The 25,122-nt window shown below is 47.1% G+C and carries 17 protein-coding genes; 11 read left to right on the top strand and 6 right to left on the bottom strand.

Going from position 1 to position 25,122, the window contains the following annotated elements; all coding sequences use genetic code 11:
• Positions 1-70: 70 nt before the first annotated feature.
• Positions 71-1,003, top strand: coding sequence for a diguanylate cyclase (locus IY568_RS12015; RefSeq protein ID WP_194867660.1), 933 nt, complete (start codon positions 71-73; stop codon positions 1,001-1,003).
• A 182-nt stretch (positions 1,004-1,185) separates the two neighbouring features.
• Here IY568_RS12015 and IY568_RS12020 read toward each other — a convergent pair whose 3' ends face one another.
• On the bottom strand, positions 1,186-1,746 hold the full coding sequence (locus IY568_RS12020) for a metal-dependent hydrolase (RefSeq protein WP_194867661.1): 561 nt from the start codon (positions 1,744-1,746) through the stop codon (positions 1,186-1,188).
• 290 nt (positions 1,747-2,036) lie between these two features.
• On the opposite strand from IY568_RS12020, the gene hrpB reads away from it, so the two are divergent.
• From hrpB to IY568_RS12045, 5 genes are all read left to right on the top strand, one after another.
• On the top strand, positions 2,037-4,481 hold the full coding sequence (gene hrpB, locus IY568_RS12025) for an ATP-dependent helicase HrpB (protein WP_194867662.1): 2,445 nt from the start codon (positions 2,037-2,039) through the stop codon (positions 4,479-4,481).
• A gap of 161 nt (positions 4,482-4,642) precedes the next feature.
• The gene (locus tag IY568_RS25295) at positions 4,643-6,301 is read left to right on the top strand and encodes a diguanylate cyclase (RefSeq protein WP_125562353.1); all 1,659 of its coding nucleotides are present in this window, start codon (positions 4,643-4,645) and stop codon (positions 6,299-6,301) included.
• A 292-nt stretch (positions 6,302-6,593) separates the two neighbouring features.
• A complete protein-coding gene (locus IY568_RS12035; protein WP_164517584.1) occupies positions 6,594-6,770 on the top strand; it encodes a hypothetical protein in 177 nt (58 codons plus the stop codon).
• Positions 6,771-6,796: 26 nt separating this feature from the next.
• The gene (locus IY568_RS12040) at positions 6,797-7,348 is read left to right on the top strand and encodes a hypothetical protein (RefSeq protein WP_125562355.1); all 552 of its coding nucleotides are present in this window, start codon (positions 6,797-6,799) and stop codon (positions 7,346-7,348) included.
• A 2-nt stretch (positions 7,349-7,350) separates the two neighbouring features.
• Positions 7,351-7,692 carry a hypothetical protein gene (locus tag IY568_RS12045; protein WP_125562357.1) on the top strand — a complete coding sequence of 114 codons (342 nt, stop codon included), beginning with the start codon at positions 7,351-7,353 and terminating at the stop codon, positions 7,690-7,692.
• A 52-nt stretch (positions 7,693-7,744) separates the two neighbouring features.
• Here IY568_RS12045 and IY568_RS12050 read toward each other — a convergent pair whose 3' ends face one another.
• Entirely contained in the window at positions 7,745-9,457 is a 1,713-nt protein-coding gene (locus IY568_RS12050) for an alkaline phosphatase D family protein (RefSeq protein ID WP_194867663.1), read from the bottom strand.
• Between the two features lie 1,427 nt (positions 9,458-10,884).
• Here IY568_RS12050 and IY568_RS25300 point away from each other — a divergent pair.
• Positions 10,885-13,191 carry a methyl-accepting chemotaxis protein gene (locus IY568_RS25300; RefSeq protein ID WP_194867664.1) on the top strand — a complete coding sequence of 769 codons (2,307 nt, stop codon included), beginning with the start codon at positions 10,885-10,887 and terminating at the stop codon, positions 13,189-13,191.
• Between the two features lie 52 nt (positions 13,192-13,243).
• On the opposite strand, the gene IY568_RS12060 is transcribed toward IY568_RS25300, so the two are convergent.
• Positions 13,244-13,957 carry an SOS response-associated peptidase family protein gene (locus IY568_RS12060; protein WP_125562363.1) on the bottom strand — a complete coding sequence of 238 codons (714 nt, stop codon included), beginning with the start codon at positions 13,955-13,957 and terminating at the stop codon, positions 13,244-13,246.
• 180 nt (positions 13,958-14,137) lie between these two features.
• Between IY568_RS12060 and imuA the strand changes: the two genes are divergently transcribed.
• Genes imuA through IY568_RS12075 form a run of 3 tightly spaced genes read left to right on the top strand, consistent with a single transcriptional unit; the run spans position 14,138 to position 19,487 of the window.
• Positions 14,138-14,833, top strand: a complete 696-nt coding sequence (gene imuA, locus IY568_RS12065; protein WP_194867665.1) for a translesion DNA synthesis-associated protein ImuA — start codon at positions 14,138-14,140, stop codon at positions 14,831-14,833.
• 5 nt (positions 14,834-14,838) lie between these two features.
• On the top strand, positions 14,839-16,311 hold the full coding sequence (locus IY568_RS12070) for a Y-family DNA polymerase (RefSeq protein WP_194867666.1): 1,473 nt from the start codon (positions 14,839-14,841) through the stop codon (positions 16,309-16,311).
• Entirely contained in the window at positions 16,311-19,487 is a 3,177-nt protein-coding gene (locus IY568_RS12075; protein ID WP_194867667.1) for an error-prone DNA polymerase, read from the top strand. The genes IY568_RS12070 and IY568_RS12075 overlap by 1 nt, the downstream gene beginning before the upstream one ends.
• 102 nt (positions 19,488-19,589) lie before the next feature.
• Here the strand turns inward: IY568_RS12075 and IY568_RS12080 are convergent, their stop codons facing one another.
• The 3 genes from IY568_RS12080 to IY568_RS12090 form a co-directional block, all read right to left on the bottom strand.
• Positions 19,590-20,927 carry a glycosyl hydrolase family 28-related protein gene (locus IY568_RS12080; protein WP_194867668.1) on the bottom strand — a complete coding sequence of 446 codons (1,338 nt, stop codon included), beginning with the start codon at positions 20,925-20,927 and terminating at the stop codon, positions 19,590-19,592.
• Between the two features lie 208 nt (positions 20,928-21,135).
• Positions 21,136-23,148: a methyl-accepting chemotaxis protein gene (locus IY568_RS12085; RefSeq protein ID WP_194867669.1), complete on the bottom strand. Its 2,013-nt coding sequence runs from the start codon at positions 23,146-23,148 to the stop codon at positions 21,136-21,138.
• Between the two features lie 706 nt (positions 23,149-23,854).
• The gene (locus IY568_RS12090) at positions 23,855-24,646 is read right to left on the bottom strand and encodes a hypothetical protein (protein WP_194867670.1); all 792 of its coding nucleotides are present in this window, start codon (positions 24,644-24,646) and stop codon (positions 23,855-23,857) included.
• Between the two features lie 102 nt (positions 24,647-24,748).
• Between IY568_RS12090 and IY568_RS12095 the strand changes: the two genes are divergently transcribed.
• Positions 24,749-25,105, top strand: a complete 357-nt coding sequence (locus IY568_RS12095) for a hypothetical protein (RefSeq protein ID WP_194867671.1) — start codon at positions 24,749-24,751, stop codon at positions 25,103-25,105.
• Positions 25,106-25,122 lie beyond the last annotated feature (17 nt).

The following is a 25,122-nucleotide window of genomic DNA, read 5'->3' on the forward strand; positions in this document are numbered from 1 at the left end:
CTCAGGCAGTCCGACCTGTCTTAGTGTGGGTGTAGAGTGGCAGAACCCTGGGTAAACGGGATGGAATTCGATGTTTGAAATTGTACACAGTATCGAGAGTTGTACGGTATTGGTGGTGGATGATGCAAAAGTGATCCGCAAGTTAGTGAGTGCGATATTAAAGCCTGTTTGCCGCACGGTAAGTTTTGAAAGTGCAGAAACCGCTTTAAAAGTGTGCCACAAAATTAAACCTGATTTGATCATTATGGATATTAATCTGGAGGGAATGTCCGGGCTCGAAGCGTGTAAAGCCATTAAAGCACAACCCGAACTGGCCGACATTCCTGTGATCTTTATTACTGCAAGCCAGGAACCCCAAGTACAGGAAAAGTGCTGGGATGCAGGCGCCGTCGATTTCATCGAAAAGCCCCTAGTTGCCAGTACGCTGGTTAAACGGATCTCCACCCATCTGAAGTACAAAGTACAGGCGGACATTCTCACCAACCAATCCTTCGTCGATGGCCTGACAGAATTATATAACCGCCGTTTTTTCGATATTGAAATTGATCGCCTGTTAAAGGATAGCCTGCGTCGGCGAGTGCCACTGGCATTACTGCTTATTGATATCGACTACTTTAAAAAATTTAATGACAGTCAGGGGCACCTCGAAGGGGACAGAGCGTTGAAAGACGTGACCCGACAAGTGTCGCTGTGTACTCAGCGCCCGGTCGATCTGGTGTGTCGTTATGGTGGTGAAGAAATCGCGGTGTTGTTGCCCGATACTTCAGTACATAGCGCGCAGGAATTTGCCTCTAAGGTTGTGCAAAGTGTGGCAAAGCTCGCCATTGCTCATCCAACATCGCCCCATAACTTTGTCACTGTGAGTGTTGGCTTGTCCTGCACGGGCAGTGCAAAAGCCACTACGCCGGCCAAGCTGATTGAGCAAGCTGATGCTGCTTTGTACAATGCCAAAGAATCTGGGCGAAATCAGTATCAAGCCAGTATGGCTGTCCCCTCTTACTAATACCAATTTCACTTAATACCTGGTCCATTTGAAGGAGTAAATAGGACGCTAACAGCGTTAAAAATTTTTCATTTAGAACAACTAAATAGCAAAATTTTTGCCTTGTTATCGACTATATTTTCTCGCCTCAAAATAGAACACTTAACTAAGCAAATTGGTATTATTTCCGCCGGGCTAGTGCCTTACTGTCTGGTGTATCTTGACAATAATCTGGTACACAGTGCACGTGCTGCACTGTCCAATTTATCGCCGAAGAGCTCAAAGAAAGAGATGTTTTTACGTTTTATATAGCCAATGCAAACCAGTAAGAGCAGCAACCATATTAGCTGGTTTTGCCAGGCATTCAGTGCCCACTGTCCTTGCCAGGTAAATCCGGTGTTGTTGAATGGGTAAAAGTACTGGATGGGCCATTGATAGCCATCCGGCCCTTTAGAACCAATTAAGTCAGTGAATAAATGCAAATGGATGGCGATAAACGACATCAGCCAAACGCACCCTCGCCGGGTACGTGCCAGCAATCCAGCACAGGTTGCAATACCTATCGCAAACAACAGGTTGTGGGCATAGATATGATGCCATTGTTGATAGTATCGGGTTGTCCCTGAGAGCCAGTCAATGAGCAATCCGGCACCGTCAAGATCTGGGGTTAAGCCCGCGACAGTAATGAGTATACGTTCACGTTTTGTAGTCAGTGTGCTGGCACCACATAGCCAGCTCATCATCAGGTGTGCACTGGGTGTCATAGGGCCCCTTTGATTAATATGTTTGTCTGGTTTTGTTTTTCGACCGTTCAAATTGAGTGAAGCGGTGCGTCCCCTTTCTGGATGATCCCATCAAGCTTTGCTGGTTGTCCATTTATATGAGGTAAAGTCGTCCATTTACTGTGAAAACACGACCAAAACAAATTGGATAATGGGGGCCAGATAAGATGCGGGGCAGTTGGAGAATGAGAGACGAGCTAGTCAGAATGAGTCACTTAATTTGTGGGATTAGTATAAACTAGCCTTATATTGGACTTAATACAGCAGTAAAAATGAGCTCAGCGCTACCCATTCAGGCCGTCTACAATGAACTAGTCTCGCAATTAACTACGCAGCCCCGTGTTTTGTTACAGGCCCCTCCAGGTGCTGGTAAGTCCACCAGGCTGCCGTTACAGCTCATGTTGGATGGGCATTTTAAGCGTATCATTATGCTAGAACCCAGGCGTCTTGCAGCACGTAATATTGCGGGCTTTCTTGCCGCACAGCTGGGGGAGTCTGTGGGTGAGCGTGTGGGGTTGCGGATCCGTCAGGAGGTCAAAGTCTCAGCTCGCACTCAGCTTGAAATTGTCACTGAAGGTACATTAACGCGTTTGCTGCAGGCTGACCCTGAACTGGATGGCGTTGATTTGCTCATTTTTGATGAATTTCATGAGCGCTCTTTGGCGGCAGATACCGCGCTGGCGTTTGCGCTCGAGTCGCAGATGGCGTTGCGCGATGACCTGCACGTGCTGGTGATGTCGGCGACGCTGGACAGTGAACGGTATCAACAATTTCTGGCATGTCCTCTGGTGCGCTCTGATGGGCGCAGCTTCCCCATTGATGAAATTTATGTGCCGTTAAAAGATGAACGCCGTTGGCTGGAACACATCCCGGCAATGGTACGTCAGGCCTTAAAAGATCAGACTGGCAGCATCTTAGTGTTCTTACCCGGACAAAAAGAAATTCGTTATGTTTCAGACGCGTTGCGGGATATCTTTAATGCTCAGCCGGAACTGATGTTAGCCACACTGTCAGGTGATCAGGACAAACAAGCTCAGCAGGCTGCCATTGAGCCAGCACCAGCGGGCATGCGCAAAGTGGTGCTGACGACAAATGTTGCCGAGACTTCCCTGACCATAGAAGGGATCCGCATCGTTGTAGACAGCGGCAAGCGCCGGGCTGCTCACTATAACTTGCGCACAGGTGTCAGTGAGTTGGTGACACAGTCCATTTCACGTAGTTCAGCGGTGCAACGTGCTGGGCGTGCAGGCCGTATTGAGGCTGGGGTAGTATACCGTTTGGGCAGTAAGGCCTTGTTTGAGCGTCGCGATGCCCATGACCGGGCGGATATTTTGTGTAGTGACCTGAGTGGTCTGATGTTGGAAGCTAAGGTGTGGGGCAGTGAGGTAACTGAACTGGCCTTGCTGGATGCGCCGACAGAGGCTCAGCTGTCTAAAGCACAAGCTTTGTTGCGCAGCCTGGAGTTAATTGATGACCGTGACCGCGTCACTGTGCTGGGCAAACAGGTTCAGTCATTGGGCGCAGACCCCAGATACGGACATATGTTATTAAAGTCAAAAGCGCTTGAAGCCGATTACCCGGGAATAACTCGCCTGGGCTGTTATTTTATCGCGTTGCTGGAAAGCCGGGTGTCAGTGTCTGCTGAGTTGAGTATCGCATTGCAACAGCAAGCGCTAAAACCACATGGTGCTTTTCGTCAGCAGCTGTCATATTGGTTGCGTCGGGCACAACTGCAGCAAGCACAAGGGGAGCTGGCGGTTGAGCATCTGCCAGTCGTGATTGCGCTCGCGTTTCCCGATCGGCTTGCAAAACGTCGCGGGCAGGGCTGGGTATTAGCCAATGGTGCCGGGGTGAATGCACACAAAGAATACTGGCTGGATGCCAATTATCTGGCGATTGCCGATCTCGGCGGCCACAAAGGGCAGCAAATCTTCAGTGCAACGGCATTTGAACCTAAACAGTTATACACTGCGTTGCCCTATTTGTTTACTGAGCAGGATGTGTGTGAGTTTGAGCAAAAGTCAGGGCAGTTTATCCATGAACACCGCATTTGTCTCGGTCACTGGGTGTATCTTGCAAAACCCGCAACGGGGCCGGTCGACACAGCATTACGCACTCAAGCCTGGCTAACTCTGGTGCGTCAGCAGGGGTTGCTGATTTTTAATGCCTATGTAGATTGTGAAGATTTGCTAACCCGAATGACGCTGGCTCAGCGGCTCTACCCGGAGGAGTTTCGGGCTCTGGATGAACAGAGTTTGCTGAAGCATCTTGAGTCTTGGCTTGGTCCCTATTTAGATAATATTAAGCAATTACCTCAGTTGAAAAAACTCGATCTTCATGCTGCTTTGTTAAGTACACTGGAATGGTCTCAGCAGCAGCGTCTTAATGCGTTACTCCCTCAGCGTATTACGGTGCCTAGCGGATCAAATATACGTATTCAGTATCAGCTTGATGGACCCGCACGTCTGGCGGTAAGGATGCAGGAAGTATACGGCATGAGTCACAGCCCTGTGTTATGTGAAGGGCGTTTACCTGTGCTGATGGAGTTGCTCTCACCCGCTCAGCGGCCGCTGCAACTGACTCAGGACTTAGCCCACTTCTGGCAATCCAGCTATCGTGAAGTACAAAAAGAAATGAAAGGACGCTATCCAAAACACTTCTGGCCGGATGATCCCGCAACTGCTCAGGCTACCAATCGGGTAAAGAGTCGTATGTAGACTTAATTCTGATTAGTGTTACGAACTTTTGATTAAGCTTGTTGCTACCTGTGTGCCGGATAATGGGTTAACTAAGGTTTTTGTTAAATTGTTGCTTTATTTGCAATTTTATTGATGTGTGCTAGTCTAAAAAGTCTAATCAGACTGTGTTTCGGGTGCATGTGAAGTTAAAACACTTGCTCATTGCCACCTTCATTTTAGTGACGGCATTCCCTTTGTTTATCGGACTGTATTCTCTCAACAGTTACACGGGTGTGCAGTATCGTGAGCAGGTCAAGTCCCACCTGAGTGCGATTTCGCAAATCGCTAAGCTACGGATACTGGCGGGGGTAGAGCGCGCAAATGACAATGTGGCGCAAATAGCCAGCAGAACGCAATTACGTCGGTCGCTGGCACAATGGAATGATACTCGCAGTGATCTGGCACTTGTGCAAATTACCCGGATCATTAATGATGCAGCCTTAGATAGATCCTATCTCAAAAGTATAGGGGTGTTTGATCAACGGGGTCAGTTCGTGACCGCGACCAATGGGTTTGAACGGCTCGATAATCTGGTCTCAGCCCAATTTGAAGATCGCCCCGTTCGTCTTGAGCAGCATCAAGGTGTGGTGCAACTAAGTCGGGTTGCCCCGTTATTGTTAGACGGACGATTAACCGGTTATGTGAAAGTGGACTTTTCCACTCAATTTCTGAACCAACTGGTGAGAGATCGCACGGGACTGGGTCAGACAGGCGAATGGCTGATTGCAATGCACAACAGCAATGGTGATGCCTTATTTGCGACGCCTTTGAAATATGACCCCAAGGCTGCATTCACACGTACAGTACCCTTTACCCAAGGCACAGTGCCCATTATTCAAGCTCTGTCAGGCAACGAACTGGTTCTTGAAGAGGCGCCTGATTATCGTGATGTTCCTGTGTTGGCGTCAACCCGCTACATCGAGCAGTTAGACTGGGGGTTGGTAGCCAAAATAGATGAAAGTGAAGTGAATGCCATGGTGCATGCCAATCGCTCTGTTATCTATGCCGCTCAGTTGGGTATTGTCTTTTTGGCCGTGATTGTCGGGGTTGGCCTGTCGACTTATATTTCTCAGCCTATTGAGAACCTAAAATCTCATATTGAGAAAGTCACTCATGATGGTGAATTGAGCGACCCACCAAGAGTGACGCATGGCTGGCAGGAAGTCCGAGAGCTGACCGCTCACTTTAGTTATATGATGCATTCACTTAAGTCTCTGAATGAAAATCTGCAAGATAGAATTGATGAGCGCACCGCTGAGCTAACGAAGGCCAATGCTTTGTTGGAGAAAACAGCGAACCAGGATCCTTTGACGGGCTTGTTCAACCGGCGCTTTTTTACATTACGCTTTGAGCAGGAGTTGGATCGGTCATCTCGTTATGGGTGTTTGTTTGCACTGGTGCTGCTCGACATTGATCATTTTAAGCAAATTAATGATCAGTGGGGTCACGATATCGGTGATGAAGTACTCAAGGAAGTTGCGCGGTTCTTACTGGTGTCCAGTCGTAGTTCCGATATGGTTGCCCGTATTGGGGGTGAAGAGTTTTGTATTTTGATCCCTGAATGTGAACAGGATCAAGTGGCCATTTATTTAGAGCGTCTGCGTTGTGATCTGACGGAGTTGAATTTCACTGCCAAAGATACACGGTTCACTATTTCAGCAAGTTTTGGTGTGGCATTTTATCAACCCGGGGTGCGCAGTGGTAAAGTGATGTTAAAACAAGCGGATGACGCATTGTATGATGCAAAACGTACGGGGCGAAATCGAGTATGTGTTTACCAGGAGCAGCATCATACTTAGCCTGCATTTTACACTCATGGTTTAACTAGTCACCATGAGCACATATCTTCATAGTTGTCATTTCAGCTTGAAATTGCATTTTGTCGCATGATATTTCAAAGCAGTACCTTTAATATTAATATTTTCATGGTAACTTAGCTTTGGACGTATATTGTCAATATAGTCTGGCCAAAATGTATCTTGGTTACAATTGTGTTAATTTAGGTTTGCAAGTTTGGTTCTGCTTGTTTAACATGATTGTAGCACGTGGCTAAGACTGTTCTATCTTAAAAAGAAACGTAAGGAAAAGCCCATGAAAGCTTCTATCAATCGAAATGGTCATCGCTTAGGTGTGAAATCAAAAAAGCTTAAGCAGTTAACCAATCTTAATTTATCACAGGAACAGCTAGCTGAAGTCGTTGGCGGTGGCGGGGGATCTGATGGTGCCCAACCTACACGCCCCTTTCACTCTGCTCCTTATTGTTGCTAGTAGAGTTTTTACATAAAGGATTGAGCATGAATGAATTTTATATCGTGGCGGGGTGGGGAATACGCTTTCTTGAACTGATTGTTGTGCTTTTTGTACTCTTTTCGCTCAGGAAATATAGCTTTAGCTTGTTTTTTGGTGGGAAGTCGAGTTTAAAAACACCTGCCGATCATAAAATGCATTCATGTTTTTTAACTGCGCTTGCCGTACTGGTTTTTCATGCCATCAGTGGTAGTTTAGCTACGTATATGTTGGACATAGAGGCGGGTAATCAGTTGGTGATCAAGCTGTATTACTTTGTGATAGTGTGCACAACCGCTGCTTATGCTGCCACTTTGTATTTACTTCATGTTATCAGAGGGTGCCATTTCGTCAGAGTGGCTCGGTATAGCCTGTATATTACCTTATTCCTGATGTTATTAAACGCAGCACAGCTGGTCTTGAGAGGGTATCTGGGGAATGATCTGTTGTACTCTATATACGGTCCTGCAACTGTGATTGCAAATCTGTGTGAGTGGCTGATTGTCGCCAAGTATCCGTTTTATAAATTTATGGAAACCCGGATCCGGCAGGAGGCTTAAACATGTTGCTACTCGTTCTTACCTCTTTGGCTATTTTTTTGATGCTTGGTATTATTATAGGCGCTTGTATTCAGGGCGCTCAATTACATGGGCCAGAGCAAAAAGTGCAGGACTTTTTTACGCGTTTTCGTGCTGAAGAAGACACTAAACAAGAGCTATATGAATCCGCATACAGGATTGTGATGGATTTGGGTGAGGCGCTGGATGAAGAAGATATTATTGCGCAATGTGACGCTGTGCGCAGTGCTCACGATAGAGCGCGTGCATTTAAAGCCTACGCGAAGGATCAACCGATACCCGAGCCTTCAAGAACAGCTAGACAAGGGCTGAAGGTGGTCAAGTAAGCGCATTAAGGCGCTGACCTACAGCAGCAGATCAGCGCATTCTTTCGTTCGCCTAAAATGTAATGATGGTTGATACGGCTTCTTCTTCAGCCGTTTCTATCGACATTTTAATGGTCCGTTTTTGCCAGTCTATATCCAGCATGCCATAGTTACTACCCGACTTATTGATTAAGTGGCGGTTGCTGGTGGTGAGATCTGCGATGTTTTTGCTGACAACGCCAACCTGACCTGTCGGTATGGTTGCGCCACTGGCAGCACAATTACCCCATTCACCTTTAACGCCATTGCCGCTCTCATCGACTTCGGTGTAACACCAGGGTTTGTCATGATCCCGGGTAATACACCCTTGATAGGTTACCGCGGCATATTTAGCAGGGAATTTGCACTGTTTGTTGTAGTTACCGTCTCCTTTGGTATCGGCATAGACAGGTAAACGTAACGGGTTTTCGATGTGATATGGCCAGTTTTGTCCAAATCCGGAAGCAGTGACCTCATAAACTCTGGCCATATTTCCATATTCACTGCTGGCAGGGATCTCTTTTTGTAATAATTCACCCCAGTGTTGGTCGCCAGATAAGAAGATCACTGCTTTTGCATTACCCGCATTGATTGACTTTTGTACTAACCTAAGCAGGCGTTCGCGCTCCAGAGGCACTTCAGCCCAGGATTCATAACTTGTACCCGACATGTCGGATTCCTGTAGGTTGCTTAATGCCTGTTCGAACTTTTTACCATCTCCATAGGCACAATAGCTATTCCGACTGCGACCCTGATACAAAGGTGGCAGGACCTGTATCCCACTGGCAATTAACTTAATTTCGGATGGCTTGCTAAGCTCTTTTTCCAGCCATTGCCACTGTTGTTCACCCAAGATGGTCGTTGCGTCACCTTCACAGGCTCCATAGCTGGAAAAGGTGGGTGAGCGAAAGTAACGCGCATCTAGCGTGATCACATGCGTTTGCTCTCCTTTTTGTCCCAGCATTTTCGCTTCATAGATACCTGCCTGACCATTGAGCCTGGGATCGTCCGCCTTGGCATCAAAATGGCGTAAATATTCCAGTTGGCTCTCGGCACGTTTAGGATAGTGTTTACCATCATTGTTACGGCCAAAGTCGTGATCATCCCAGGTTGCCATAACCGGTATTTCAGCAGCAAGAAACTTTTGATAGTCTGAATTACGCTTCTTATCATCATATTTTTGGCGCATTGTACTCATGTCTTCGGTGTCTGCGTAAATATTGTCACCTAGCCAGAAAAATAAGTCAGGCTTATGTCCTATCAGGCGTGCCAGAGCAGCAGGCATGTCGCCTTTTGTTTTAAAGCAAGAACCCAGCGCGACACGATCCAGGCGCTTCTCTGGTTGCGGATGCGTGTGACTCATCAGGGGATCAGGCGTTTGTGTCGCGCACTCTTCCCAGCTTCCCTGCTCGTCAACATAACACCAGGGGCCACTGTGATTACGTGTAGAGCAGCCGTAAAACTGCTCGCCCTGATAGTTGGAGGGGGTCTTACAGCTTTTCCCGGAGACTGTAGTAAATACGGGGATGGTTTCAATCCGGACATTGCCCCAGCTGGAGCCATCAGTGGCTTGCTTAAGGTAACACCACTGACTACCTGAGTTATTTTTATCCGTTGTGCCCTGATAACTGGCACCCATATAGCTAAATGTGTTCTGACACTGGTCGTAATGCACCTCTGGGGCGCTCAGTGCATGGAAACTGCCAAATACAGTGCTGATGCTGAGCAGTAAGCGTATTGTCTTCATTATTTTACCTGGTATTAACGCAAGCGAAGTAAACAAGTTGCGCTTGCAAGTTCTGTGTGTATTTCCTTTGTTAATTCAACCCAGATGTTCTTTGCAATTTGCAAGTTTTGGTGCACGGGAAGCCTCGTCCTATTGAGGAAGGCGCAATTTTAGAGACAAGATGTGAAATAATGTTTTCAACTTTATGTCAAAATAAAGTTGATTGGCGCTTTTGATTTTATTGTTGAGGATTTTTGTTTACTGGAGGTGTTGAGTGAATTAGTGCTTAAAGTAAAAGAGCGAGGGGGTGTGGAGTCGCCCATTTTTTGTGTCTAAAAGGTGTGTTTTGTATATAGCTTGGTTTTTATTGTGTCTTTTTTGTTTTTATGAATTTCTTCATTGCTACCTTTGAATGACTTGAGGCCCTTCATGGCAATCTTAAATGATTGGCAATGAGGTCTGAAGGCAATAACTTATTATAAAATATTAGATTGATTGAGAAGTGAGTAGTTACTTTTAATGGCTGAGTGATGTCATTTTTTAGTTTTACTTTATTGTTGAGTTAATCCGAATGTTCAATATTATTTAATAGGTTTTTTAAAATTTTTAATGGGTATTTTTTGTCCTTTTTGGTTTGCTTAATTTGATTTTATTAAATAATTAAAATGACGTTGTCATTAAAGAGATAAAACTTAAAAACTGAGCAAAGAAGAGCAACTGCCGCTCAAAGAGACACGTCGTGATTGTTGTAGGTGGTGGCTGGTATACCCAGACAGGATGTTATGAGGACGGTTGTCAGCTGAGATAAGGTTTTGCATTTTAAATGTTCATTTTCTGAGTCTTAAATACTTGGCTCACTTTGATAGTTCTGGTGGCTCATTTGGTTATCTGCAATCCTATTTTAGTAAGGGAACGAAATTTATAGAGTAAGTTAATGTTCATTTATGCTTAGAGGGGCGCTTTATTTAATTAAAAGGAAATTAGTTATGAAACTAAAAGTGAAAGAAAAAATTAAAAAGCCTCTATGACACTATGAGTTTCAATGTGAAAGAAATGATGAAGCTCGCGGGGTGGTACTGGGACTTCTGCATGAATAGGTGCTGAGAAGTACCTTGCCAAACATTGTAATCATCACTTCAGCACGCCTTAATTGGTCATACCTGATTGACATCAAAAACTAATTATTAATTACTAGTATCAAAGTATTAAAAGGTGTAGGTTGAACCTGCATCTAATTAATTTTAATAACTAAATTCATGTCTAAGATGGCGTGCTTGTGGAAGTCACATCTCCATAGTGTTGCGCTATTGTAGTTTGACATGGTGTATTTGCTGCTGCTGACGTACCAAATTGCTGATTTTCAAAGGGGTTAAGTCGCAGTGGCTGTGGTTTGCATTGGCCTATCCCCCCTGCCCGGAATAGGTTTGCTTTGTACTGTAGGAGTTCACGTGCAATTAAAAAACCGTCTTAGTATCGTTGCTGTTCTGCTAGCTGTTGTCCCCTTACTTATTACCTGTTTTGTTATCGGTGTTTTGGCCTACCAGGAAGGAAAAGCCGCCGTGACGAAGGAAATCGAAAATAACCTGGTTTCACGTCGTAACGCGATGCAAGCTCAGGTTGAACGTTACTTTAAAACTATCTCGGATCAGGTGGTAACACTGGCGGGATCTACTATGGTGGTTGACGCCAGTCGGGCTTTTTCTGCTGCATTTGCGAGTTATCCCCGCGCCCGGGAGGCTGAATTGTCTCTGAGCCGCTTCTATGAAACTCAGTTTATTGACCAATATAGACAAAAAAATCCTGGTGACAGCCTCAGCGCGAATAGCCTTTTTACGCGACTGAGCCCGACTGCGCGTGGGCTACAAAGCCACTATATTGCGGCTAATCCCAATCCGTTAGGGAGCAAAGATCAACTGCTGGATGCAGGGGATAACAGCACCTATAGTGCCGTACACCGCCGTTATCACAAAGCACTGCGCGAGTTTCAGGCACGTTTTGGCTTCTACGATGTGTTTATTACCAATCCTCAGGGTGATGTGGTGTATTCCGTATTTAAGGAGCTCGACTTCGCAACATCACTGACCAACGGTCCATTTCGCGAGTCTGGTTTAGCACGTGCCTATGAAGCAGCCCGTACCCAGCATGTACGTGAAGGACACTTTATTGACTTTAGCCCCTATATGCCCTCTTACAATGCCGCGGCAGGGTTTATCAGTTCTGCAATTCTGGCTGATGACGGCACTTTACTGGGGACTTTGATATTTCAACTGCCTGTGGATGAAATTAACCGTATGTTGACATTAAATGGGCAATGGCATGAGCAAGGGCTGGGTGACAGTGGCGAGCTTTATTTGGTCAATCAAAATAAAATATTGCTAAATAACAGTCGATTTTTTGTGGAAGATCCGGGTGGCTTTATTGCTCAGCTCAGATCATTTGATGTCGACAAAGACATGGTGGATAACATTGAACAGCAACATACCACCATAGGCACATTGCGAATTGACTCTCCGGGCACTCGGGCTGCGCTGTCAGGTCAGAGCGGCTTTGCCATTTTCTCTGACTACCGGGCTGTTTCGGTGGCATCGGCTTACGCGCCGTTAGAAATCGACGGGCTACACTGGGCGATCGTGAGCGAAATTGATGAAAGCGAAGCGTTTGCCATGATTTCTGAGCTAAAGTATTCCGTGCTTCGATCCTCAGTATTATTTGTGTCTGTGGCGGCAATCATAGCCAGTGTGGTGGGTTTCTTTGTTGCTAACCGGGTTACACGGCCTGTTATTGCTGCCAGTAATGCGATCCGTGGTATCGCAGATAATAACGATTTCAGGTTGCGTGCGCCCGATGAGGGTGATGATGAGATCCGCGATTTAAGCCGTTCGGTCAATAGCCTGGTTGAGCGGTTGCAGCAAAATTTTGCAGACTTATTGCACAGTGCTCATATGCTCAAAGAAATGTCGACGGCGCTGTCAGAGCGGGTCGCGGGACTGATTGACGGGGTGAATAAGCAGTCTCAGGATTGTGAGCAATCGGCGACTGCCGGGCAGCAAATGCAGCACACAGTTCAGGAGGTGGCAAGCAGTGCGCTGAATACCTCGGAGCAGACCCAGCAGGTAAGTACACTGACTTCTCAGACTAATCAGCTGGTGGAGCACTGTGCTGATGTCTCGGAACAGTTGGCCGAGGAGATGGATAAAGTCGGTGAAGTGATGAATGGGTTGTCGTCTCAGAGTGAACAGATAGGCAGTGTGCTGGATGTGATCCAGGCCATTGCTGAACAAACCAACTTACTGGCATTAAATGCAGCTATTGAGGCGGCGCGAGCCGGTGAATCAGGACGCGGGTTTGCGGTGGTCGCAGATGAAGTTCGTGGCCTGGCTCAGCGTACTCAGCAGGCGACAGAAGAAATTGAACAGATGATCAAATCGCTGCAAAGTGGGGTTGGTGAAGCACGTCAGTCAGTGCAACAAAGTCGTGAGCGCTCTGTTGATAATGCTCAGACATCTGAACGGGCAAAGGGGTCCCTGATCGATGTGTCTGATGCGATTGAGCAGATTGTGGCTATGAATACACAGGTGGCGACTGCGGCGGAGGAGCAGTCGGCGGTGGTTGCACAGATCAGTCAAGCCATCAGTGCCATCAGTGAAGAAGCCAATGGTAATTTGGAACGTAGCCAGGATATTGACGACCGATCACAACATTTGGCGAAGTTAGCCGTACAATTAGACGACATTCTGGCGCGTTATCAAGTGTGATTTTTTCACATCAGCCAGAGTGCAGTGAGCGGGTGCAAAATACCGCATCAGCTCACCTCTTATTACGGGGAGGATCTTTGGCGATATAGGAGGTTTCACCCATAGGCCGGTATTGACTGGGTTTATCTATCTGAATGGCAGCCAGACGTTGATATAAATGGGGGATCAGCAAATGCGTAAAGCGGCCACCATCATGTATTGTGCTGTCCAGCCAGGCATTGAGTTCAGCAGGGTCGGGTGGCAGGATCAGAGGGCTGGCTTTATCATGATAGCAGCGCAGCTTAGGATGTGCTGGCAAGGTGATGACTGAGCAGGAGTAGTGCTTTTGCCCGCTGTCCGGGTGGTACCACACTTTATATAATCCGCCTAAACATAACGCCCCGTCTGCGGCGATAAAATCGTAATAATGTTGTGGTTTACCCTGTGCAAACTGGGTTTCGCCAAAGCCTTTTACCACGATAATACAACGACTGTAGTGAAACGGCTGATAGGCAGCACTGCCTTTGACATGCAGTTTGTCATAGCGGCTATTGAATGAGGTGTATTTAGATGGCTTAAAGCCTTGCCCGGGCTGTGGATCCAGTAATAGCCACCAGGTTGCGTTGCTGAGTTGTCGCTGACCGTTTTCTTCATGCACAATACTGATGCTGTCAGTTGCCTTTTTAAAACGGCCAAAGTGCATTGTCTCTTTGGGGTTTGCAATACCTAACCCTGCTAATACCTCGATCACAAAAGGATCATCGGTGATATTTAATCGTCCACACATACTATGCTCCTGTTGTCTTAATTACTTTAGCTGACTTTGAATGTAACTGCTTGATCTGGATTAAGTATTTTATGCTTTTCGGATACCTTAACGCGCCTGTCTGGTACGCGTCGCTCACAGCATGCTTGCACTTTGCTCAACAGTAATTATACTGTATAAATATACAGTTTGAGGTGTGTTATGAGTAATTTAATCGAACTATTAGAACGTCAGGATCTGGTATGGCAGGGGGCAGGGCTTGCAAAGCGCCAACAGCAGCAGCGGGCTGTCACTGCGACGGGGTTTGCTGAATTAGACAAACATCTACAGGGCGGTTTTCCCAAAGTAGGTGTGGTTGATTTACATACAGAGCTGGGGATTGGTGAACTCAGGTTGTTATTACCCAGTCTGATACAGCAAGACGGCCTGACTGCGGTCATTACACCCCCTGCACGATTGAATGCCGATGCATTACAGAGTACCGGAATGGATACCAGTAAACTCCTGGAGATCACACCCGGATCTCCACAAGAAGCGTTGTGGGCCGCTGAACAATGTTTGAAAAGCGGTGCCTGCAACAGTGTATTGCTATGGCATGGTGAGCTACAGGTACACCAGGTAAAACGTTTACAACTGGCGGCTAGCACGGGTGAAGCGTGCCTGTATTTACTGCGTCATGAACACCATTGCCAGGGGACGTTGCCGGTGTCTTTAAGCCTGGGTCTTAGTCCGCATGCGAGTGGCCTGAATATCACTATTAAAAAGCGCCGAGGTGGCTGGGCTCAGTCCCAGTTTGCATTGGATATGTCATCGCAATGGCCTGAACTGACCGAGCACTTCCATACCCAGCGCAAAGAAATTCCGGATACAGTGCGGCAGTATCGTACTGGCGGATAGTAACCATGACTTTGTGGTTGTATTTACATTTTCCTACTATTCAGCTCGATAAGCTGAAAATTGCTGCTCAGGCGCAAACACCGGATGCTCAACAGTCCGCTGAGGTATTCGCAGCATCATCCCGGCCTTGCATTGTGGTAGGGGGGCGAGATAACACTGTGATGCAACTAGATCAGGCTGCTATGCAGCTGGGGATTTCAGAAGGTATGGGGCTGGCCGGCGCGGCAGCCCGCAGTCGCGATCTGCTTGTGCACCCGTATGATGAAGCGGATGAAAGTCGGACTATGCGTGAAATTGCCCAGTGGCTGTATTTGATCACTGCCGATATCGCCTTATTTGCACCTCAGGGGCTTTTGTTAAAAGTCAGTGGTATGTTGGCTATGTATCGCGATTTATCTCACTATCTGGCTACGCTGCGCTCACACCTCGATACTCAGTCATTCACTTACCGGTATGCTTGCGGTTACTCCCCTGAAGCTGCCAGGCTGTTGGCACAGCATCATGGTGCGTTAGTGAGTGAGGACTCAGCAATGCTTGAAAGTGCTTTGCATAATCTACCTCTGATGGCTTTATCACTGCCATCAAAGCAGCTTGAACGGTTACGGCGGGTAGGGTTTAAAACCGTGGCCGACTTGTTTGCTTTGCCTCTAGTCGAGCTGGGTAAACGTTTTGATTGCGAGTTGGTGCAGTATGTGTCGAGGTTGCGAGGAAAAGTGCCTCACCCTGTGACTTTTTATCAACCGGAGCCAGAATTTGAACGCCATTTGCCCCTGCTATATGACATAGAAAACCTTGATTGGTTAAACAAGCCGTTACTTAAGCTTTTGGTACAACAGGAGCAGTTCTTACGCTTACGTAACCGCCATGCCAGACAATTAACACTGACCCTGTATCAGCGCGATGCTGAACCGCAGGTACTGGAGATAGGTCGCGCAGAAGGCACAGATCGCGCTGATCTCTGGCTGATTTTATGTGATCTCAAGTTGAGCAATGTGACACTCAATGGCCCGGTACAGGCGATAGGATTGAAAGTGACCGAGATGAGTCAGCCTGATGAGCTGATGCCTGACTTATTTACTGAGCGGCGCGGCACCATGACACCAGCCGGGTTGGTTGCGTTATTACAGGCTAAGTTAGGAGAACAGGCAGTACAGGGACTGGCTGTGTGCGATGATCTGCGCCCTGAGCTGGCAAGCGGCTATTGTACGCCATTGAGTGCACCGGGGACGCCTTTGTTGGAGAAGTCTGGCAGGCTCCCTGCCACTGATTACCTTCGGCCCGTCTTTTTATTGCCGAGTACGCAGCCTTTGCAGCATAAAGTGACTGTCCATCTTGGGCCTGAGCGGATCTGTACCGGCTGGTGGGATGCACATGGGGTCGAGCGTGATTATTTTGTTGCTCAGGATGAGCAAGGGCGTTGGTTGTGGGTATTCAGAGATCGCCAGCAGCGGTGGTTTTGCCACGGAGTTTTCAGCTGATGGCCGCGCATAAATCTCCCATGTTCACACTGCCTGCTACGCGTGCAGAGAATGAACAATCAGATCGTCAGTGTACAGGGGAGCCACCAGGAGGGACTAAGCAGCCAGGCTATGCAGAACTGTTTTGTCAAACTAACTTCTCTTTTCTGCAGGGGGCATCCCGTCCGGAAGAATTGGTGAGGCAGGCGGATTTCCTTGCCTATACTGCGCTGGCCATCACCGATGAGTGTTCGCTGGCAGGCGTTGTCAGAGCTCATACACTGATTAAAAATCAGCAACTAGATTTACAACTGATAGTAGGCAGCCTGATGCGTTTTGAAACGCTGGACCTGGTGTTATTGTGCCCGGATAAAGCAGCATACAGTGAGTTGTGTCGGGTTATCACCAATGCCCGTCGACGCGCTGAAAAAGGCCATTATCGATTAGCCGAGTGGGATTTATTGTCGTTGCGTCATTGTCTGCTTATTTGGCTTCCAGCAGGCAATGAGCAGGATGAGCAGTGGGGGACCTGGCTGGCACGCCATCATGAAGGTCGCAGCTGGTTAGGCATACAGCGACATTTGGTCAATCAGGAACAGCGTTTTATTCATCATTGTGAAACGTTGGCTGAACGTTATCAATTGCCCGTCACGGCGTGTGGCGGAGTATTAATGCATCACAGTGAGCGGCTCAGGTTGCAGCATACACTGACAGCGATCCGGCTGAATCAGCCGATTGAGCAAGTTAAAGGTGCATTGCTTGCGAATGCTGAGCGGGCGCTGCGTAGCCGGGAAAAGCTGAGTAAGTTGTTTAAGGCGTCCTGGCTGGCTGAGTCGTTGCGCATTGCAAAGCAGTGTACCTTTGACTTGGAATCGTTGCGTTATCAGTATCCTGCAGAGCTGGTTCCTGAAGGCAAAACGGCTATGCAGCATTTACGTGAGTTGGTCGAGGTCGGTCAGCGGCGGCGCTTTGCGCAAGGTATCCCTGATGAAATTGCTCAGACGATAGACAAAGAGCTGGCACTGATTGAGGAGCTAGACTACCCCTATTTTTTCCTCACCATTCATGATCTGGTGTGCTTTGCGCGTAGCAAAGGGATTTTGTATCAGGGGCGGGGTTCGGCGGCCAACTCTGTGGTGTGTTATTGTCTGGAGATCACCGCGGTTGACCCCCGTCAGGTGTCGGTGTTGTTCGAACGTTTTATCAGTAAAGAACGTAATGAGCCACCAGACATAGACGTTGACTTTGAACATGAACGCCGCGAAGAGGTGATCCAGTATATTTATCACAAGTATGGCCGTAAACGTGCTGCGCTGGCTGCAACGGTGATCAGTTATCGTTTTAAAAGTGCAGTCAGAGATGTAGGTAAAGCCCTGGGGATTGAAGCAACTCAGCTTGATTACTTTATTCGCAATGTCAATCGCCGTGATCGGGGGCAAAACTGGCAGACCCAGTTAACTGAGCTGGGCTTGCAGCCAGAGTCGCTCAAAGGGCAACAATTTATTTCACTGGTCGAAGAAATCATGGGTTTTCCCCGCCATCTTTCACAGCATGTTGGGGGCTTTGTGATCTCAGCTGGCCCTTTGCATGATCTGGTCCCCATTGAAAATGCGGCCATGGCGGAGCGCACGGTTATCCAGTGGGATAAGGATGACCTGGAAAGCCTCAAACTGCTTAAGGTCGATGTGCTGGCGCTGGGGATGTTGAGTGCCATTCGTAAAACGTTTTCGCTCATTGCACAGCATACCTCAAGAGAGCTGGATCTGGCTGAGTTAACCCGTATGGGCGATGACCCTCAGGTATACAAAATGCTCCAGCGTGCAGATACCGTAGGTGTATTTCAGATAGAGTCCCGAGCACAAATGAGTATGTTACCCCGGTTGAAGCCCCTGTGTTATTACGACTTGGTGATCCAGATAGCTATTGTCAGGCCTGGGCCTATCCAGGGCGACATGGTGCATCCTTTTTTGAAGCGTCGTAACGGTGAAGAAGCTATCACTTACCCTTCGGAGTCTGTGAAAGCTGTGTTATCGCGTACCATGGGAGTGCCTATCTTTCAGGAGCAGGTGATTAAACTGGCGATGGTGGCAGCCGGGTTTTCTGGTGGGGAGGCTGATCAGCTGCGTCGGGCCATGGCTTCATGGAAAAAAAGCGGCGAACTGATGCAGTTTAAAGAGAAGCTGATCAGCGGTATGCAACAGCGGGGTTATGAAGTCAGTTTTGCAGAGCGTATTTTTGAGCAGATCTGCGGCTTTGGCGAGTACGGATTTCCGGAAAGTCACTCTGCTTCATTTGCTGTGCTGGCTTATGCATCAGCCTGGCTGAAGTACTACTATCCAGCCATGTTCTATACAGCGTTGCTGAACAGTTTGCCAATGGGGTTTTACAGTGCTTCTCAGCTCATTCAGGATGCCAGACGTCATCAGGTTGAGGTGCTGCCTGTGTGCGTGAATGCCTCCGAGTATGACCACTATATTTTCCAACAGCACAACAGGTTTGCGATCCGGCTTGGCCTGCGCCTGGTTAAAGGGTTACAGCGTAACAGTGCAGAGCAACTGCTGGCTGGTCGTCCTGACAATGGCTTTGCTGATATGCAAGCGTTACAGCGCCTTGGGTTGCCTGGTAATGCATTGGAGAGTCTGGCATCTGCCAATGCACTTAACGTGTTACAGGGCGACCGTTATGCCGCGCGTTGGGCATTGATGGATCAGGAGCAGACGCTCCCCTTATTTGCCGAGTCTTCGGTGGCTGAGGTGTCATCGTGTGCTTTTCAGCCGGATGACATGGATGATCTGGTGGAAGACTATGCTGCATTGGGGCTTACCTTGGGAGCACATCCGGTGACTCTGCTGGATAATGCCGGAAAACTGGGGCGCTTTACTCGCATGACGGAGCTCAGTGCCTGCCGTCATAAATCCTTGGTAACAGTAGTTGGGGTGGTCACAGGAAAACAGGCACCCGGCACCGCTGGTGGCGTGACTTTCTTTACGCTGGAAGATGATACAGGGAATATTAATGTGGTGGTCTGGGCTGGTACTGCACGAGCTCAAAAGCAGGCGTATCTCAGTGCCAAATTACTGGAAGTAAAAGGAATTGTTGAAAAAGAAGGCGAGGTTATTCATGTCATTGCCGGCAGACTGATTGACCGCAGCGAGGTACTGGGCACGTTACACAGCAAATCGCGCGATTTTCATTGAGTGCATCATGCTGTGCAGAATTGGAGCTAAAAGCCAAAGGTAACCTGCAAGTTACCTTTGGTTATTTGATAGGATCTGCCCACAGGCAGCCTATACCGTTAATTAATGGATGCGCTCTAACGTTACCTTACCGCTAGACAACCCTCCGCCGCCATTGTAATCCAGTTTAGCGTAAATTTTGCCACCATCGACTTTGAATTTGATACGGCCAACTCCCGAGGTGTGATGTACTTTGGCGTATTTACTTGCGCCATTCCAATTGAAAATAGCGTACTCTTCCAGCACCGGCTCATAACCATCTCGAATACCTGAGATCATCACTTTATAAGCGCTGTTGCCTGCAATCGCCATGTAAGGTGGTAATGCAACCCAGCTACTATTTGCAGGTAAGCTGATGCTGGCTGTAAGTTTACCCGGCAAATAGGTTGAACCTGAGTCTGCGCTTGCCGTCCCACCAATAGCTGGAACATGGCCTTTCACTTTGGTGTTTTTTAGCACTACATTATGACTCCACCAGTCTTGGCCAGTCATGCCGTTGACTGTGATCACACCGCCGTTATCAGCATCAATGACGGCATATGCTCGCGCATTGCTTGGGCCCCCTTGAGCAAACACGCCGTTAATATCCAATGTTCTTGAATTTTTGACCTTGAATACGGTTTTCACGCCTTCAGCATAAAAATTATCGATCTGGTTGTTCCAGGTTTTGTGCTCAGCTGGGCCATAGATCTCGACACCAATCTGGGAGTTCTGAACGGTAGAGTTTGTGATATTACTGCCCATAGCGGCAAGTTTGATACCCGTGTGTGAGCCTTCAACATACACGTTGTCGAATACGTTGACATTGTTAAACCAGCCGTTTGGTTCAATATTCCAGTACGCCGGATCACTACCATTGCCATGTAAATGAATGCCGTAATTGACGTTGGCAATAAACAGGTCTTCAAAGCGGCTCCAGATCACCCATTTACCGTAAATACCATTATCAAACCCGGAAATATCCAGTTTAGAAAAATTTGAACGATAAGATGCAAAAGGGATATCAATTGCAGTGCCTTGCTTAAAGCTTGCCGTCTGCACCAGAGCCAGATCATGTACTTCTACATTGTGTGCTACTTTCAGCAGGCTGATATTGGCATTGGTAGTCAGTCGAGAGAGATTACGTTTCTCACCATACAACTTAACTCGTGAGTTGTGCGAGCCCTTTACACGCGTTACGTCCAGTGTGCTGGAAACATTAAAAGTACCAGCAGGGATGTAGATGCTTTTATTATTCTGTACTGCGTAATCTATTGCTGCCTGAATTTGTGCAGCGTCATCACGGTTATCGTTGGCAATGGCACCAAAACGTGGGTCAGTAATTGAAATCGTGTCTGCGTCCAGTGCAGCCGCGGAGGAGGAGATCAGCACAAGACCGATCAAAGAAACTTTGTAGTTCATAATTATCCTTATAATTAGATGAAAATATCCGATAAGAGCTGGGTTATTACCCATTAAGGATACTAATGAAAAGAGCAGGAAAGTGCACTGTTTTATTTTAAAAACATGCATTTATTGAGTCTGGACTTGAGAAATCAGCAAATATAGAAAATGACAGGTGCACAAAGTGTACACCTGTCATGATAAGCTTCATATTGCATGAACAGTGCTAACTTCTCAGCCTGAACTTACGCACTAACTGAGCCAGTTGCTCTGCTTGTTTATTGAGCTCCTGTGCGGACAGGGCGGCAACCTGGGTATCTTGCAAAGAACTTTGGCTGGATTGCTCGATATTTGAAATGTCTTTGGCCATTTCGCTGGCAACCACAGACTGCTCCTCAGTAGCTGTGGCAATAGCCTGGATCATAGCGGCAATTTCTGATGCACCCTGCACAATATCATCCAGCTGGGTTCCTGCAGCCTCGGCCATAGACACACTTTGATCAACCTGAGACACACTGTTTTGCATTGAACTGACAGCATGCTCTGTCTGAGACTGAATAGACTGTACGGTTGATACGACTTCTTCTGTTGCTTTTGAGGTCCGCTCTGCGAGTGTTCTGACTTCGTCGGCGACTACCGCAAAGCCGCGCCCCTGCTCACCTGCACGGGCTGCCTCAATGGCTGCGTTTAATGCAAGCAAGTTAGTCTGCTCTGCAATGCTGCCAATGACACCAATTACATTACCAATTTGACTACTCAGTTCACCCAGATGAGTCACATTTTCAGCGGTTTTCTGTACGTTTTGTGAGGCGGTTTTTATCTTGCTGACGGTTTGTCCGACGGTATCTCCACCACCAGATGCTAAAGTACGAGCCTGATCTGCGTGGCTTGCAGCAACCTGACTTTGCGATGCAACTTCAGAGACGGTGGCGCTCATCTCTTCAATGGCGGTAGCAACCTGAGTTGACTGATCTGCCGAAGAGCGGCTGCGAGACGCGATTTGATCGTTGGCCTCAGCAATATCCTGACTGGAGGTACGAACATCATCGACGACTTGTGCAATAGAGTGAAGCAGTTCGTTCAAAGAGCGGGCCATTTTATTGGTGGCTTCAGCGAGCCCGTCAATTTCGTCCTGCCCTTTGTGGTCAATGTCTCTGTCGGAGATATCACCGGCACTGATCCGCTCTGCCACGCCCAGTACCTGGTTCAATCTGGAGACAATTGAATTACTGATCAGATAGGCAATGACCATGCCCAAGATAGCGGCGATCAGTGTGATCACAATGATGACAATCGACGTTGATGTGAGGCCTTCAACTAACAGCTCCAATGCCCCGGTTGCATCGTCGATTTCCTCTCGTGCAGACACATCGAGGATTTTTGCGATATCCTGAATGTGCTTTTTGTCCAATTCGCTGAGTGTTGCGGTGGCCTGCTTAAATGCAGTGGGATCATAACTACTGAACACCGTTGTTGCTTCATCCCGGATGGCTTTATATAAACGCTTGATGGTAGCGATGTCCTGCAGCTCGTTAGGTTTTTGTTCCAGTGGGATTAGGAGGTTTAGGTATTCTTCAAAGCTGGCTGCATCGTCGTTAAAGTCTGCTTCTGCATTTGTATTACCAGTCGTATGAGAAATGACCGCCGCTATCATATCACCTGCTTCGTCAACCAGCTCCAGATAGTACCGAACGCCAGGGAGGTCATCATTGAGCGACTCCTGCAAATCGGTTGATTGCAATGCGTCATTAAACTCTTGTTCTTTCAATTTATCTAACAGAGTTTCTAACTGCTCTCCGGTGGAGGATTCCAGGCGATCAACACGTGCTTTAACGCGTTGGTATGCATCAGGGTCATAGCGGCCAAAAACATCTTGATTCACGCGCTGATGGTAGGTCGTAATGCTTTTGAGGATATGGGCCATTTTTTCCCGATCTGCTTGCTTAGCAGACTCGTAACGATACAACTCTGTGTGTACTTCTTTATATTTCGCGAATACGTCATTAAAAACGGATTTTTTACTGGTATCGCCATTCATATATTCGAGCGCTGCACTTTTGAGCTGATGCTCGGTATCCAGTAACCGGCTGTAGAGGATCATACCTGGCAGATCGTCGCCTATCACTTCCTGCGCACGGGCTGTTTCAGTTGCTACCTTAAACCACACGAGCGTACTGGACATGACCATTAGTACTATAAGAACACCAAAGGCTGAGTAGAGTTTATTACTGAGTTTCATAGGATCACCAAGTTTGAAAGAGGCGTCATCCGTGGCTTACTTTTCATTGTGTTATCGTTCATAATTAAAGTCGTAAATTGCAAAAAGTGGCAACTTTTATCTTTGGTGTAGCGTAAAATTTAGCACTGTCATGACGACTATCGATAAATGAGCCGTATATTCTTGAAACGTTCCAAAAAAGAAGAGGAACTTTGCTGTTTCTGAATGTAACTTTGCGAGAGAGCAGTGTGCTGGGCTATAGCTTGGTTTTATATTTACGCCACAATTAGAAAAGCACTATAAAAATAGTCTTAACCTATTTCCATATAGATATTGCTTTTATTGCAGTTTTATTGATTTAAACCAATATGCTTCGAATATAAACGAGTGGCTTATGAGATATTTAATATAGCTTATTAAATATCTCATATTTGAGCTTTGCTTTATCGTTAGTCTCTTTTTGTAACAGAGGCTGCCTTTTCACGCTCTGACTTTTTGGCATAGCTAAATTGACATTATTGGCTGTATTCTATCGAGCATCCCATAACACTGCTTTCACTGAACCTTCATTCTGCGATACTTTTCAGCAGACAGTATTATAGTGCTATCGGTCGTATAAAGTTATGTCAGAGCGACACCCTTAAAACAGGGTGGTAGGTGTAGTGCCTGTCTAATATTCAATGCCGGAGTAACTACCTAAATGAGGCAGTTACTTATCAACATGACTTTAAGGCTTGATTTGACAGGGCGCAGGACCACATAGCGGCGTGGTTGCGGGTTGTATTTCATATTCATATGCATACTGAATATAGTTTCTGTCATGAATGTTTGTGCACTGTCCGGTTTCAGTCCTAAGGATGGATTCATTGGCCGTTCTCTGGCCTAATTGGACAGTAAAAAAGCGCCCATCATTAATGTTTTCATTGAAATAAACTCTGTCCTGAACTGCATTTATTCTTTTGGGTCCGGTGCAGCCATGTATGCGGTAATAGTAGACAAAATCCTGTTTATGAAATGCTCTACGAGGGTATACGGTTTTTACATTCTGGCTAAATTCATCAGGCATGATCATAACAGCCAGGTCTTCCCATTGTCCGCCTTCTTCTAACTTTAAGATACGGCCTAGCTTAGTAACGCCGTCACCTTTGTACAAATATAACACCGAATCATCACTGTATTTTTGTTGTACACGAATGGAGTGAATACGCTCAATACCAGGGCTATCCTGGCAATCGCCAGCGCCCTGAATAGTTACTGGTTTTTGTTGCTCAAAGGCATTAACCAGCAAAGCATAGCTGGCTTTACCACTGGCTGTATTCAACGATAAAGTCCAGTGTTGTTGGTACTCACTTGCAACACAGGCCGCTGGTGTTCTTGACTGCGCTGGGTTGACTAGTTCTAACTGTACGATATCACCCTGAATCGCCATTGAGTCTATTTGGCTACTGGCATAACACATTGGACTGGCACACAGTATGGCAAAGGTAAATACACGTGCTTGAAAAGCAGAGTTAAACATGTGAGAAGTTCCGTATCTATTTTATTTTTAGGGATTTTACATTGCTTTTCAGAGACCGAAAAGCGAAAATAGGTACTAACTGAAATAATAACAACAATGTTCATGGCTATTAAAACCGGCTTGTTTATGATTATTTGCCTGATAGGGCTTGGGAAAGTGTTCGCAGAGCCAATAAATTCAATGCCTCGTGCATTTTTAGGCGAGGTACAAATCGTAAATGATGTGGTGTATTTTCAGGCCCCTTTACCTGACTTAACCTCGGTCAGTTGTGCTAATACAGATGCGCCATTTCATTGGGCGTTCTCACTAAGTTCTGCGAAGGGCCCCTCTTTGTATCGAGCTATATTGGCAGCCCAATCCGGTAATGTTCAGTTGGCTGTTACTCCCGCGGGGGACTGTGCAGCGGCACCAGGGGTCGCGCGTCCGGCAGCCATCACACTATTAAAACCAAAACATTAACCATATGACTCAGCGGC

The sequence above is a fragment of the Pseudoalteromonas sp. PPB1 genome (genome assembly GCF_015356275.1).
GTDB lineage: Bacteria > Pseudomonadota > Gammaproteobacteria > Enterobacterales > Alteromonadaceae > Pseudoalteromonas > Pseudoalteromonas rubra_D.

Coding starts and splice junctions, on each gene's coding strand:
- IY568_RS12015 (WP_194867660.1), top strand. CDS start 71: ATGTTTGAAATTGTACACAGTATCGAGAGTTGTACGGTATTGGTGGTG.
- IY568_RS12020 (WP_194867661.1), bottom strand. CDS start 1,746: ATGACACCCAGTGCACACCTGATGATGAGCTGGCTATGTGGTGCCAGC.
- hrpB (WP_194867662.1), top strand. CDS start 2,037: ATGAGCTCAGCGCTACCCATTCAGGCCGTCTACAATGAACTAGTCTCG.
- IY568_RS12035 (WP_164517584.1), top strand. CDS start 6,594: ATGAAAGCTTCTATCAATCGAAATGGTCATCGCTTAGGTGTGAAATCA.
- IY568_RS12040 (WP_125562355.1), top strand. CDS start 6,797: ATGAATGAATTTTATATCGTGGCGGGGTGGGGAATACGCTTTCTTGAA.
- IY568_RS12045 (WP_125562357.1), top strand. CDS start 7,351: ATGTTGCTACTCGTTCTTACCTCTTTGGCTATTTTTTTGATGCTTGGT.
- IY568_RS12050 (WP_194867663.1), bottom strand. CDS start 9,457: ATGAAGACAATACGCTTACTGCTCAGCATCAGCACTGTATTTGGCAGT.
- IY568_RS12060 (WP_125562363.1), bottom strand. CDS start 13,957: ATGTGTGGACGATTAAATATCACCGATGATCCTTTTGTGATCGAGGTA.
- imuA (WP_194867665.1), top strand. CDS start 14,138: ATGAGTAATTTAATCGAACTATTAGAACGTCAGGATCTGGTATGGCAG.
- IY568_RS12070 (WP_194867666.1), top strand. CDS start 14,839: ATGACTTTGTGGTTGTATTTACATTTTCCTACTATTCAGCTCGATAAG.
- IY568_RS12075 (WP_194867667.1), top strand. CDS start 16,311: ATGGCCGCGCATAAATCTCCCATGTTCACACTGCCTGCTACGCGTGCA.
- IY568_RS12080 (WP_194867668.1), bottom strand. CDS start 20,927: ATGAACTACAAAGTTTCTTTGATCGGTCTTGTGCTGATCTCCTCCTCC.
- IY568_RS12085 (WP_194867669.1), bottom strand. CDS start 23,148: ATGAAACTCAGTAATAAACTCTACTCAGCCTTTGGTGTTCTTATAGTA.
- IY568_RS12090 (WP_194867670.1), bottom strand. CDS start 24,646: ATGTTTAACTCTGCTTTTCAAGCACGTGTATTTACCTTTGCCATACTG.
- IY568_RS12095 (WP_194867671.1), top strand. CDS start 24,749: ATGGCTATTAAAACCGGCTTGTTTATGATTATTTGCCTGATAGGGCTT.